The organism is Ancylobacter mangrovi, assembly GCF_024752355.1.
GTDB lineage: Bacteria > Pseudomonadota > Alphaproteobacteria > Rhizobiales > Xanthobacteraceae > Ancylobacter > Ancylobacter mangrovi.
The window spans coordinates 103144-115970 of the sequence record NZ_JANTHZ010000001.1 but is presented as its reverse complement, the minus strand read 5'-3'; the positions used below and the strand labels follow the sequence as shown (position 1 = coordinate 115970).

At 70.6% G+C, this 12827-nt stretch carries 13 protein-coding genes; 10 read left to right on the top strand and 3 right to left on the bottom strand.

From position 1 onward, the window contains the following. Positions 1-139 precede the first annotated feature (139 nt). The 6 genes from NVS89_RS00540 (at position 140) to NVS89_RS00515 (ending at position 4054) form a co-directional block, all read left to right on the top strand. Entirely contained in the window at positions 140-1396 is a 1257-nt protein-coding gene (locus NVS89_RS00540) for a cysteine desulfurase (RefSeq protein ID WP_258730510.1), read from the top strand. Further along, complete coding sequence (locus tag NVS89_RS00535; protein WP_258730509.1) at positions 1393-1782, top strand: SUF system Fe-S cluster assembly protein; 390 nt, start codon at positions 1393-1395, stop codon at positions 1780-1782. The genes NVS89_RS00540 and NVS89_RS00535 overlap by 4 nt, the downstream gene beginning before the upstream one ends. A gap of 23 nt (positions 1783-1805) precedes the next feature. After that, a complete protein-coding gene (locus NVS89_RS00530; protein WP_258730508.1) occupies positions 1806-2219 on the top strand; it encodes a VOC family protein in 414 nt (137 codons plus the stop codon). A gap of 148 nt (positions 2220-2367) precedes the next feature. After that, positions 2368-2751 (top strand): Fe-S cluster assembly scaffold SufA, encoded by a 384-nt coding sequence (gene sufA / locus NVS89_RS00525; protein WP_258730507.1) that lies wholly within the window; start codon positions 2368-2370, stop codon positions 2749-2751. A gap of 33 nt (positions 2752-2784) precedes the next feature. Beyond that, positions 2785-3159: a TfoX/Sxy family protein gene (locus tag NVS89_RS00520; protein WP_258730506.1), complete on the top strand. Its 375-nt coding sequence runs from the start codon at positions 2785-2787 to the stop codon at positions 3157-3159. Between the two features lie 106 nt (positions 3160-3265). Beyond that, complete coding sequence (locus NVS89_RS00515) at positions 3266-4054, top strand: mechanosensitive ion channel family protein (RefSeq protein WP_258730505.1); 789 nt, start codon at positions 3266-3268, stop codon at positions 4052-4054. Positions 4055-4066: 12 nt separating this feature from the next. Here NVS89_RS00515 and NVS89_RS00510 read toward each other — a convergent pair whose 3' ends face one another. Further along, on the bottom strand, positions 4067-5665 hold the full coding sequence (locus NVS89_RS00510) for a DEAD/DEAH box helicase (RefSeq protein ID WP_258730504.1): 1599 nt from the start codon (positions 5663-5665) through the stop codon (positions 4067-4069). A gap of 212 nt (positions 5666-5877) precedes the next feature. Here NVS89_RS00510 and NVS89_RS00505 point away from each other — a divergent pair, with 212 nt between their 5' ends. The 3 genes from NVS89_RS00505 to NVS89_RS00495 all read left to right on the top strand — a co-directional run bounded on the left by NVS89_RS00505 (position 5878) and on the right by NVS89_RS00495 (position 9100). After that, positions 5878-6372 carry a GreA/GreB family elongation factor gene (locus tag NVS89_RS00505; protein ID WP_258730503.1) on the top strand — a complete coding sequence of 165 codons (495 nt, stop codon included), beginning with the start codon at positions 5878-5880 and terminating at the stop codon, positions 6370-6372. 142 nt (positions 6373-6514) lie between these two features. Next, positions 6515-8365: a heavy metal translocating P-type ATPase gene (locus NVS89_RS00500; RefSeq protein ID WP_258730502.1), complete on the top strand. Its 1851-nt coding sequence runs from the start codon at positions 6515-6517 to the stop codon at positions 8363-8365. A 105-nt stretch (positions 8366-8470) separates the two neighbouring features. Continuing rightward, positions 8471-9100, top strand: a complete 630-nt coding sequence (locus NVS89_RS00495; RefSeq protein WP_258730501.1) for a LysE family translocator — start codon at positions 8471-8473, stop codon at positions 9098-9100. A 23-nt stretch (positions 9101-9123) separates the two neighbouring features. Here NVS89_RS00495 and parE read toward each other — a convergent pair whose 3' ends face one another. Both parE and NVS89_RS00485 read right to left on the bottom strand, forming a co-directional pair. After that, entirely contained in the window at positions 9124-11163 is a 2040-nt protein-coding gene (parE, locus tag NVS89_RS00490; protein ID WP_258730500.1) for a DNA topoisomerase IV subunit B, read from the bottom strand. A 101-nt stretch (positions 11164-11264) separates the two neighbouring features. Next, positions 11265-11558: a hypothetical protein gene (locus tag NVS89_RS00485; protein ID WP_258730499.1), complete on the bottom strand. Its 294-nt coding sequence runs from the start codon at positions 11556-11558 to the stop codon at positions 11265-11267. Positions 11559-11752: 194 nt separating this feature from the next. Here NVS89_RS00485 and argC point away from each other — a divergent pair, with 194 nt between their 5' ends. After that, on the top strand, positions 11753-12808 hold the full coding sequence (gene argC, locus NVS89_RS00480; RefSeq protein WP_258730498.1) for an N-acetyl-gamma-glutamyl-phosphate reductase: 1056 nt from the start codon (positions 11753-11755) through the stop codon (positions 12806-12808). Positions 12809-12827 lie beyond the last annotated feature (19 nt).

Below are 12827 nucleotides of genomic sequence, written 5' to 3'. Positions count from 1 at the left end.
CCGCCCGTTGATGTCGTCATCCCGGACGCGGCAGAGCCGCGATCCGGGATCGTCCGCGGAATAGGGGCCGCTGTCGGCCCGCGATCCCGGCTCGAAGCTTCGCTTCGTCCGGGATGACGCCCTCTGGAGAGGCCGCACCATGACCGAGCCGGTCACCATCCATCCCGCCGTCGCGAACGGCACCTATGACGTCCACCGCGTGCGGCAGGATTTCCCCATCCTGTCGAAGACGGTCTACGGCAAGCCGCTGGTCTATCTCGACAACGCCGCCTCGGCCCAGAAGCCGGTGCAGGTGCTGGACCGCATGCGCTTCGCCTATGAGAACGAGTACTCCAACGTTCATCGCGGCCTGCACTTCCTCGCCAACGCGATGACCGAGGCCTATGAGGAGGCGCGCGAGCGCTGCCGCGCCTTCCTCAACGCGCCGACGGTGGAGGAGGTGATCTTCACCCGCTCCGTCACCGGCGCGCTCAACCTCGTCGCCTCCTCGCTCGGCCAGTCGATCGGCGAGGGCGACGAGATCGTGCTCTCGATCATGGAGCACCACTCCAACATCGTGCCGTGGAACTATCTGCGCGAGCGCAAGGGCGCGGTGATCCGCTGGGCGCCGGTGACGGAGGAGGGCGCGTTCGATCTCGACGCGTTCAAGGAACTCCTGAACGAGCGCACCAGGATCGTCGCCATCACCCACATGTCGAACGTGCTCGGCACGGTGACGCCGATCAGGGAGATCGCGCGCCTCGCCCACGAGGTCGGCGCGGTGGTGGTGGTCGACGGCGCGCAGGCGGCGGTGCACATGCCGGTCGACGTGCAGGAACTCGGCGTCGATTTCTACGGCGTCACCGGCCACAAGCTCTACGGGCCGACCGGCATCGGCGTGCTGTACGGTCGGCGCGAGCTGCTCGAGAAGATGCCGCCTTACGAGGGCGGTGGCGAGATGATCCGCACCGTCACCGAGGACGGCGTCACCTATGGCGAGCCGCCGCACCGCTTCGAGGCCGGCACGCCGCCGATCGTGCAGGCGATCGGGCTCGGCGAGGCGCTGGCCTACATGGAGAGCCTCGGCCGCGAGCGCATCGCCGCGCACGAGGCCTCGCTCGCCGCCTATGCCAAGGAACGGCTGTCGCAGATCAACTCGATCCAGATCTATGGCGACGCGCCGGGCAAGGGCGCCATCTTCGCCTTCGATGTGAAGGGCGCCCATCCGCACGACATCGCCACCATCATCGACCGCGCCGGCGTCGCCGTGCGCGCGGGCACCCATTGCGCGATGCCGCTTCTGGGGCGATATGGTGTAACGGCGACGTGCCGGGCGTCGTTCGCGCTCTACAACACGCATGAGGAAGTCGACGCGCTTGCCGACGCCCTCATCAAGGCTCAGGATCTTTTCGCATGAGCGAGACCCAGACCAGCGGCGCCACCGCCGCGGACAGCCCGAACGCGCCGGAGATCGATTCCGCGATCCCGCAGGAGGAGCTTGAGCGCCTGACCGACGAGATCGTCTCGGCGCTGAAGACCGTTTACGACCCGGAGATCCCGGTCGACATCTACGAGCTCGGGCTCATCTACAAGGTCGACATCACCGACGACCGGCAGGTCGCGGTCGAGATGACGCTGACCACGCCCAACTGCCCCTCCGCCGCCGAGCTGCCCGGCATGGTGGAAGGCGCGGTGGCGAGCGTGGGCGGGGTGTCCGGCGTCACCGTCAACCTCACCTTCGACCCGCCCTGGGACCAGGGGCGGATGTCGGAAGAGGCGCGGCTGGCGCTCAATCTCTGGTGAGTTCGATGCCGGGCCGGGCGGGCATGCCTCCGATCACCGGCGTTCTCGAAACCGGGCTCTATGTCGACGACCTCGCCCGTGCCCGCGACTTCTATGAGCGCGTGCTGGGGCTTGAGCCCATGGTCGCCGACACCCGCTTCTGCGCCTACAATGCCGGGCCGGCGAGCGTGCTGCTGCTGTTCACGCGCGGCGGCACGCTGGAGCCGGTCGAGCTCGACGGCGGCACCATTCCGCCCCATGACGGCCACGGGCCGCTGCACTACGCGCTGGCGATCCCTGCCGGGTCGGTAGAGGCGTGGCAGGCCCATCTGACCGGGCAGGGGGTGACGATCGAGAGCCGGGTCGACTGGGGTGGGGGCGGCATCAGCCTCTACTTCCGCGACCCGGACGCCAATCTCGTCGAACTCGCCACGCCCGGCCTGTGGCTGAACTACTGACGCCGGAAGCCGCGCAGGCTGGCAAGCCTTGCGTCCCGCGCCCGGCCGCTGCGCAGACGCCCTGACTTGTACCGGACCGCGGAGTGCCCCATCTTAGGCGTACCGATCCGCCGGCCTTGAACCGGCGCCGATGTGGAGACGAGCGTAAATGACCGAGACCCGTTCCCGTCCGCCCGTGATGCGTCTCACCGACGCCGCGGCGGCGCGCGTGCGCAGCATCATCGAGCGTTCCGACAGGCCCGTGATCGGCCTGCGCGTGGGCGTGAAGAACGGCGGCTGCGCCGGCATGGAATACACGATGGAATTCGCCGAGCAGGCCGGGCGTTTCGACGAGGTCGTCGAGGACAAGGGCGTGAAGGTGCTCATCGATCCGAAGGCGGTGCTGTATCTGCTCGGCACCGAGATGGATTTCCGCACCGACAAGCTCGCCGCCCAGTTCGTGTTCAACAACCCGAACCAGACCTCGGCCTGCGGCTGCGGCGAATCGGTCGCCATCACGCCGGCCCGGCCGGAGGCCTCGGTCGGCGCCTGATCCCGGCCGGAGCGCCGCGCGGGAGCGCATCTCATGGACGAGGCGGCGGTCGCGGACATCTTCGCAGCCTTCGGTCCGGTGCGCTGCCGGCGCCTGTTCGGCGGTCTCGGCGTCTATGCCGACGGGATGATGTTCGCGCTCGTCATCAAGGGGCGCATCTATCTCAAGACCGACGAGGACTTCGCCCGGGCGCTGGCCGCGCGCGGGGCGGAGCCGTTCGTCTATGAGGCGAAGGGCCGCGCGGTGACGGTCGCCTACTGGTCGCTGCCCGAGGCGGCGCTGGACGATGCCGACGACGCGGCCGAGCTCGCCTGCACGGCGCTCGGCATCGCGCGCATGGCCGCGGGGGCGAAGCGCCCGCGCGCAAAAGGGCGGGGCGCCGCCCGGCGGGGCACACTGCCCGCCTGAAGGGACGCCGAACGCAAGGCCCGCGCGTAACCCTCGCGCTTGCTCCCGCCGCCGCGCGATGCCTACCTTGGTGCCTGCGGAGCGGATTCGAGCCAGGGCGGGCGGCATGAACTTCAGCGATTTCGGCGAACTCGACGGCCTCGGCGAGGTCCTGATCCTGCACGGGCTCAACGTGTTCTACGCGGTCGTGCTGCTGATCGTCGGCTGGTGGGTGGCGAGCCTCATCGAGCGGCTGGTGACGCGCGCCCTGAGCGCGACGCACCGCGTCGATCCGACCATAGTCGGCTTCGCCGCCAGCCTGGCACGCTATTCGGTGCTGGTGTTCGTCGGCATCGCGGTGCTTCAGCGCTTCGGCATCCAAACCACCAGCATCATCGCCGTGCTGGGCGCGACCTCCCTCGCCATCGGCCTCGCCCTGCAGGGCACGCTGCAGAACGTCTCCGCCGGGGTGATGCTGCTGCTGTTCCGCCCGTTCAAGGTCGGCGACGCGGTGGAGGTCGGCGGGCAGGCGGGGACGGTGAAGGGGCTGTCGCTCTTCACCACCGAGATTGCCTCGGGCGACAATGTGCAGGTGCTGATGCCCAACAGCCGCGTCTGGGGCGGGCCGATCGTCAACAAGTCGGTCTATGGCGCGCGCAGCTTCAGCTTCTCGCTGGAGCTGAAGCCGGACGCCGATATCGAAGGGGTGATGGCGGACGGGCTCGCCTTCCTGAAGGCGGATCCCCGCGTCGCCGCCGCGCCCGGCCCGTCGGCGGCGATCTCGAAGATCGCGCTGGACCGGGTGGAGATCGGCTTTTCCGGCTGGGCCTCGGCGGCGGATGCCGGCGGGGCGCGGGGCGATCTCGTCGCCTATCTGCGCAGCCGCATCATGGACGGCGCATCGAAGCCTTCGTGAGGAAGGCGGGCCTCAGCCCGCCTTGATCCGCACCGGCCGCAGCAGGAACGCCGGCAGGTGCGAAGTATCGGCCGGCTCGTCCATCGGCGCCGACCGCTCGTTGCGGCGATGCGACAGCGGGGTGACCGGCGCACGCGCCGGAGCGGCGCTGGCTGCCGGCTTGTTCGCGGGCCTCGCGGCAGAGGCCGGAGCCTTGGCCGCCGGGGCCCTGGCCGCCGGAGCGCTGGCCGCCGGAGCGCTGGCGGCAGACGCCTCGCCCGACGCAGCACCCGATTTGGCTGAGCGGCGGCGCGAGGGCTTGGCGGCGGCGATCTCCTGCACCTCGTCCATGGCGGGCTCGGCCTTGGGAGCCGGACGCTCGGCACCGTCGCGCCGGCGGGCCGGGCGGGCGCCGCGACGCTCGCCGTCGCCATCGCGTCCACGTCCGCGTTCTCCGCCACGCTCGCTTCCACGCGCGCGCGGCTCGGAGGGCTTCACCGTGTCGAGGCCGGCGCCGTCCTTCCAGTCGATCGTGCGGCCGATCAGCTTCTCGATCGCCGCCACCGACTTCACCTCGGCCGGGGTGACGATGGTGAACGCCGCGCCGGCGCGGCCGGCACGCCCGGTGCGGCCGATGCGGTGGACATAGTCCTCGGCGTGGTGCGGCGTGTCGTAGTTGAAGACGTGGCTCACCGCCGGAATGTCGAGCCCGCGGGCGGCGACGTCGGACGCGACCAGCAGGTTGGCCTCGCCGGTGCGGAACTGGTCGAGCGCCTGCATGCGCGAGCGCTGGTCCATGTCGCCATGCAGCGCGACCACCTTGAAGCCGTGACGCTGCAGCGACTTGTGCACCACCGCGACATCGCGCTTGCGGTTGCAGAAGATGATGCCGTTCTGCAGGTTCTCGGCGTTCTGGATCAGGTTGCGCAGCGTCTCGCGCTTCTCGTAGTCCTCCTTGCCGGAGGCGACCAGAAGTTGCGTGATGGTCGACGCGGTGGACGAGGGGCGCGAGGCCTCGATCTGCACCGGATTGGAAAGGAACTGCGAGACGAGGCGCTGGATCTCCGGCGGCATGGTGGCCGAGAAGAACAGCGTCTGGCGCGTGAACGGCACCAGCTTGCAGACGCGCTCGATGTCCGGGATGAAGCCCATGTCGAGCATGCGGTCGGCCTCGTCGATGACGAGGATCTCGATGCCCGAGAGCAGCAGGCGCCCGCGCTCGACATGGTCGAGCAGGCGGCCCGGCGTGGCGATCAGCACGTCGACGCCGCGCAGCAGCTTGGCGTCCTGGTCGCCGAAGGAGACGCCGCCGATCAGCAGCGCCACGTTTACTTTGTGATTCTTGCCGTAGCGGGTGAAGTTCTCTTCCACCTGCGCGGCGAGTTCGCGCGTCGGCTCGAGAATCAGCGTGCGCGGCATGCGCGCCCGGGCGCGACCCTGTTCAAGCAGGGTCAGCATGGGCAGCGTGAAGGCGGCCGTCTTTCCGGTGCCGGTCTGGGCGAGGCCCAGAACGTCGCGGCGCGCGAGCACGTGCGGGATCGCCTGCGCCTGGATTGGCGTGGGCTCGGTATAGCCGGTGTCGGCAACGGCCGAGAGCACCTTGTCGCTCAGGCCCAGTTCGGTAAAAGGCATCTAGGATCAATTCTGCGGCAGCGCACCGCTTGCCAGCGCCCTCGAGCCGTAACCGGGAACGGGCTGCAATGTCGTCGCGCGGAACGCATCGGTCGGATTTATTAGACGACGCGCCGCAACATAGGCACAATGCTCGGAAAGTCAATGGAAATCGGTCCTGTCAAGAGTTTTCGCAGGTCTGCCGCGCGCCTCTTCTCCGGGAGCCTCGCGCAATGAGCCGCGCTTTCGTGAAGGAAGACGGCGGCGGCGAGGCGCTGCCGGAGCGTCCGGTCAGTGCCGAGCGCAATCTCGTCACCCGCCGCGGCCTTGCGCTGATCGAGCTCGAAGCGGCGCGCCAGCGTGCGGCGCTCGCTGCCGCCAGCGCCCGCGGCGAGCGTGACGTGGTAGCCGCCGCCTCGCGGGAGCTGCGCTACTGGAGCGCGCGCCGGGCCAGCGCCGAGCCGGTCGATCCCCCGCAGGAGGGCGAGGCGATCACCTTCGGCATGGCCGTGACGCTCGAGGACGCAGCCGGGCGGCAGCGCACCTTCCGGATCGTCGGTGAGGACGAGGCGGACCCCAAGCTCGGGCGCATCGCCTGGGTCTCGCCGGTCGCCCGCGCGCTGACCGGCAAGTGGGTCGGCGACGAGATCGAGCTGCCCGCCGGCACGATGGAGATCGTCGCCGTGGACCGCACGGCCGAGCCGGCACCGGAGGCGACGCCCGACTAGACGCTCCCGCGCGGCGGGACGCGCACCGTGCCCGGGCGCCGCGAGGCTCTTCTTTTCAATTGTTCCAATCTGTATCCTCGCCGGGCCCGGCATGGCGCCGGGCGCCTCGGGCGGGCCGCGTCCGCTGAAACCGTCCGCCGCCATGGTTCGCCTGCGCCGCGTGTGGATGAGCACGATCCGCCCGCTGCTCGTCCTCATTCCCGCCCTTGGTCTGATAGCCGGCTTCTCGCTGCTGGCGGCGGGGCACGGCCCGGCGGCCGGCGCGGTCTGGGCGCTGGCGACGCTGCCCGTGGTCGGGGCGCTGCTGGCGCAGATCGTCACCAGCCTGCGGCGCGGCGATACCGGGCTCGACATCGTCGCCGCGCTGTCCATGGGCGGCGCGCTGCTGCTCGGCGAATATCTCGCCGGCGTGGTGGTCGCGCTCATGTATGCGGGCGGCCAGTATCTCGAGGCCTTCGCCGAGCGGCGCGCCCAGCGCGAGATGGAGGCGCTGCTCGAGCGCGCCCCGCGCGCGGCGATGAAATACGGCGAGGGCGGCCTGCAGGAAGTCGCGATCGAGGCGGTCGTGCCCGGTGATCGCGTGCTGGTGCGCAAGGGCGAGGTGGTGCCGGTCGACGGCCGGGTCGCGGAGGGGCTGGCCCTGCTCGATCTCTCCGCGCTGACCGGCGAGGCGCTGCCGGTGACGCATGGCGTCGGAGGCGAGGTGCCGAGCGGCGCGCTCAATGCCGGCGCGCCGTTCGATCTCGTGGCCGAGCGCCCGGCGGCGGAGAGCACCTATGCCGGCATCGTGCGGCTGGTTGAGGCGGCGCGCGATGCCAAGGCGCCGATCGGCCGCCTCGCGGACCGCTATGCGCTGGTCTTCCTCGCCGTGGTGCTGGTGATCGCGGGCGGCGCCTATCTCGTCAGCGGCGATCCGGTGCGCGCGCTCGCCGTGCTGGTCACCGCGACCCCGTGCCCGCTCATCCTCGCCGTGCCGGTGGCGCTTATCGCCGGCGTCTCGCGGGCGGCGAAGCGCGGCGTGCTGGTGAAGGGCGGCGGCGCGCTGGAGGCGCTGGCCGGCATCCGCACCGCGGTCGTCGACAAGACCGGCACCCTGACCTATGGCCGCGCCGGACTGGTGAGGATCGAGACCTTCGGCCAAGCATCCGCCGACGAGGTGCTGCGCCTCGCCGCCTCGGTCGACCAGGCCTCGAAGCACGTGGTCGCCTCCGCGCTGGTGAACGCGGCGCAGGCGCGCGGTCTCGCGCTCACCCCGCCGAGCCATGTGGAGGAAGCGCCCGGCGAGGGCGTGGAAGGCGAGGTGGACGGGCACCGGGTACGCGTCGGCGGCGTCTCCTATGTGCGCCGGGCGAGCGCGGGCTTCGAGGAGGGCGGCTCCCGCCTGCCGGGCACGCTGCGTGTGGCGGTCGCCGTCGACGGCCGGCCGGGGGGCCTGATGCTGCTGGAGGACGGGCTGCGCGCCGAGGCGATGGACGCGCTCGGTGCCTGGCGCCGGCAGGGGGTGAGCCGCATCGTCCTCGCCTCGGGCGACCGGCGTGACGTCGCCGAGCGCATCGGCGCGGCGCTCGGCGTGGACGCGGTGAAGGCCGAGCTCCGCCCGCAGGACAAGGTTGCCATTATCGAAGAGGAGCGCAGGCGCGGGCCGGTGATGATGCTCGGTGACGGCGTCAACGACGCGCCCGCGCTCGCCGCCGCGACGCTCGGCGTCTCCATGGGCGCGCGCGGCGCTGCCGCCTCCTCGGAGGCCGCCGACGCAGTGCTGATGACCGACCGGCTGGACCGGCTGGGCGAGGCGATGGGCATCGCCCGCCGCTCGCTCGCCATCGCGCGGCAGAGCGTGCTGGCCGGCATCGGCCTGTCCTTCCTCGCCATGGGGTTCGCCGCCGCCGGCCTGCTGAGCCCGGTGCAGGGGGCGCTGGCGCAGGAGGCGATCGACGTCGCGGTGATCCTCAACGCGCTCCGGGCGCTGGGCGGACAGTCGCCGGCGGGCTAGGTGCGGCGGGTCGTCGGCCATGCCCATTGACGGCCTTGTCCATTGTCGACCTTGCGGGTGCGTGGAAAGGCGGGCAGAAGCGACGCATTGAATGCGAGCCGTTTCATGCTGCTTTCCGCCGAAACCCTGCTGATCTTCGCCCCCGCCGCGCTGGCGCTCAACCTGACGCCGGGCAACGACATGCTGTTCTGCCTCGGGCAGGGCATGAAGTCCGGTCCGAAGGCCGGCATCGCCGCCAGCCTCGGCGTCACCTGCGGCGGCGTCATCCACACGCTCGCCGCTGCGCTCGGCCTCGCGGCGCTGCTCGCGGCCCATCCCGGCGCCTTCGAGGCGATCCGCTGGGCGGGCGTCGCCTATCTGGTCTGGCTGGCGGTGAAGGCGCTCCGCGCGCCGGGCATCGATCTCCGTGCGGAGGATGCGCTGAGGGAGAGCCCGGGGGCGGCGTTCCGGCAGGCGGTGGTGGTCAGCCTCACCAACCCGAAGATCGTGGTGTTCGTGCTGGCCTTCCTGCCGCAGTTCGTCGACCCGTCGCGCGGCTCGCCATTCCTGCAGTTCCTGCTGCTGGGGGCGATCCTCAATGGCGGCGGCACGCTGGTCAACGCGCTGGTCGGCGGCTTCGCCGGCGTGATCGGCCGGCGGATGGCAGGCCGCGCCAGCCTCGCCCGCGCGTTTCAGCGCCTGACCGGCGTGATCTTCCTCGGCCTCGCCGCGCGCATCGCGCTGGACCAGCGCTAAGCCTTACGCCAGCGAGCCGGCCGTCAGATGTCGAGCAGTTCCTCGCTCGCGAAGGCGGCGCGCTCGGAGATGAAGGCGAAGCGGCTTTCGGGCTTGTTGCCCATCAGCCGCTCGATCGCGTCGGCCGTCGCGGCGCGCTCGGCCTCCTCGATGGTGACGCGCAGCAGCGTGCGGGTGGCGCGGCTCATCGTGGTTTCCTTGAGCTGCGCCGGCATCATCTCGCCCAGCCCCTTGAAGCGGCCGATCTCGACCTTGCCGCGCCCGGCGAACTCGCGCGCCAGCAATTCGTCGCGGTGCGCCTCGTCGCGGGCATAGAGCGTCTTGGCGCCCTGGGTGATGCGGTAGAGCGGGGGGACGGCGAGGAAGAGGTGCTCGTTCTCGATCAGCCTCGGCATCTGCCGGAAGAAGAAGGTGACTAGCAGCGAGGCGATGTGCGCGCCGTCGACATCGGCATCGGTCATGATGATCACGCGCTCGTAGCGCAGGTCTTCCTCGCGGTAGTTCGCGCCGGTGCCGCAGCCGAGCGCCTGGACGAGGTCGCCGATCTGCTGGTTCTGGGCGAGCTTGTCGCGCCCGGCGCTGGCGACGTTGAGGATCTTGCCGCGCAGCGGCAGCACGGCCTGGGTCTGGCGCTCGCGCGCCTGCTTGGCCGAGCCGCCGGCCGAGTCTCCCTCGACGATGAAGAGCTCCGAGCCGGCCGCGGAATTGTTCGAGCAGTCGGCGAGCTTGCCGGGCAGGCGCAGCTTGCGCACGGCGGTCTTGCGCGAGACCTCCTTCTCCTGCCGGCGGCGCAGGCGCTCCTCGGCGCGCTCCACCACCCAGTCGAGCAGCCGGCTCGCCTGGTTCGGGTTGCCGCCGAGCCAGTGGTCGAACGCGTCGCGCATCGCCGCCTCGACGATGCGGGTCGCCTCGGCGGTGGCGAGCTTCTCCTTGGTCTGGCCCTGGAACTCCGGCTCGCGCACGAACACGGAGAGCATGGCGGCGCAGCCGGACATGATGTCGTCGGAGGTGACGATGGAGGCGCGCTTGGCGCTGCCGGTGCGCTCGGCGTGGTCGCGCAGGCCCTTCAGCAGCACCGAGCGCAGCCCCGCCTCATGCGTGCCGCCCTCGGCGGTGGGGATCGTGTTGCAGTAGGAGGCGACCGAGCCGTCGGCGTCGGCAAGCCAGGCCACCGCCCATTCCGCCGAACCGTGCCCGCCGGGGCGCGACGTCTTGCCGGCGAAGATGTCGGGATGCACCAGCGTGTGGCCGGCGATGTCGGCGGCGAGATAGTCCTTCAGGCCGCCGGGAAAGCGGAAGGTCGCCTTCTCCGGGATCTCGGTCCCGGCGACCAGTTCGGCGTCGCAGCTCCAGCGGATCTCGACCCCGCCGAACAGATAGGCCTTGGAGCGCGCCATCTTGAACACGCGCGCCGGCTTGAAGCGGGCTCCCTCGCCGAAGATCTGCGCGTCGGGGTGGAAGCGCACGCGGGTCCCGCGCCGGTTCAGCACCCGGCCGACCTCCTGGATCGGCCCCTGCGGCAGGCCGCGCGAATAGATCTGACGGAACAGCGTCTGCCCGCGCGCGACCTCCACCTCCAGCATGTCGGAGAGGGCATTGACCACCGAGACGCCGACGCCGTGCAGGCCGCCCGAGGTCTCGTACACCTTCGAATCGAACTTGCCGCCGGCGTGCAGCGTGGTGAGGATCACCTCCAGCGCCGACTTGCCGGGATATTTCGGGTGCTCCTCGATCGGGATGCCGCGCCCGTTGTCGGTCACGGTGAGGAAGCCGTCGGCGCCGAGCTCCACCTCGATGAAGCTGGCATGGCCGGCCACCGCCTCGTCCATCGAATTGTCGATCACCTCGGCGAACAGGTGATGCAGCGCTTTCTCGTCGGTGCCGCCGATATACATGCCCGGCCGTCGCCGCACCGGCTCCAGCCCCTCCAGCACCTCGATGTCCGCGGCGGTGTAGCCGTTCTCGCCGGGCAGGCCGGCCGCCGGGGCGCTGCGCGGCGCCGGCTTGGCGGGTCGGCGCGGCTCGGGAGAAGGGGAGGCGAACAGGTCGTCGGCGTTCGACATCGAGCGTGGGGGCCTTCGGCTGACGGTGGAGGGTCGATTCGATTAGAGCACAGATTGGGTGCCGTCAGCATTAGCAGGAACAAGCCATGAACGCAGCCCTGCTATTTCGCGCGCTCCCGCGCCAACCGCCGGCGGTTGGCGCGCACCTTGCGGCCATAGAGGGCGACGATCTCCGGCCCGACCTTGTCGAGCCGCCCGGTGGCGGCGGCCGAGACGATGCGGGCATTGGCCTCGCCGAGCGCCACCGTCTTCTCGGCCACCATGCGCACGGCCTCGACCGCGGCGCCGGGATCGCCGCGCGACAGGCGGCTCAGGCGCTCGGCGATGACGAGCTGGGAATCGAGCGCGAGGCGGGTGACGCCGACGCCGAGCGAGAACAGGGTGAAGGGGAGCATGCGGGGTTTCCAGGGAGAGGGGCCGGGACGGCATCAATCAAAGTGCGGCGGGTGGCTTCGGGTTCCGCGCGTGCGCGGCGCAGGGGCCATGCGCGCATCGCGTCTTCCGCCGGACATGCATCCGGTGTAATGGCGCGCCTTCACCCACGCGGCGCATGCCGATGCGCGCGCGGCCAGCGACGGAGATCGCGACGATGAGCGAAGGCAAGGCACGGATCGCCATTCTTGGAGCCTCGGGCTACACCGGCTCGGAGCTGGTGCGTCTGCTGGCGCGCCACCCGCGCGTCGAAATCGTCGCGCTCACCGCGGACCGCAAGGCCGGCCAGGCCATGGCCGAGGTGTTTCCCCAGTTCGCCACTCTGGTGCTGCCGAAGCTCGTCACCATCGACGAGGTGGACTGGTCGGGGGTGGACCTCGCCTTCTGCGCGCTGCCGCACGGCACCACGCAGCAGGTGATCAAGCGCGTCTTCGAGACCGCGCCGCATATCAAGATGGTGGACCTCTCGGCCGATTTCCGGCTGCGCGACCCCGGCGTCTACGAGCAGTGGTACGGCCATCCGCACCAGGCGCTGGAGCTGCAGCAGGAAGCGGTCTACGGCGTGGTCGAGCTGTACCGGAGCGATATCCGCAAGGCGCGGCTGGTCGCCAATCCGGGCTGCTACACCACCACCGCCATCCTGCCCGTGGTGCCGCTGATCGAGGCCGGCGCGATCGAGCCCGACCAGATCGTCGTCGACGCCAAGAGCGGCGTGACCGGGGCGGGGCGCTCGGCCAAGGAATCGCTGCTCTATGCCGAGGTGACGGACGGCATGCACGCCTATGGCGTCGGCAGCCATCGCCACATGGCCGAGCTCGACCAGGAATATTCCAAGGCCGCCGGCCGTACCGTGGTGCCGAGCTTCACGCCCCATCTCATTCCCATGAGCCGGGGCATCTACGCCACCATCTATGTGAAGACCGCCGCCGGGGTCGGCGTGGACGGCGTGCACCGGGTGCTGGCGGACTTCTACCGCGGTGAGCCCTTCGTGCACGTGCTCCCGCTCGGCCAGGTGCCGCAGTCGCGCTTCGTGAAGGGCTCGAACATGTGCTTCATCGGCGTGATCAAGGACCGCGCCGCCGACCGCGTCATCGTCATCTCGACGACCGACAACCTGGTCAAGGGTGCCTCCGGCCAGGCGGTCCAGAGCATGAACCTCGTGCTCGGCTTCCCCGAGACGACGGGGCTCGAACAGATCGCGCTCTTTCCCTGAGCGGAGGGCTTGCCGGCGG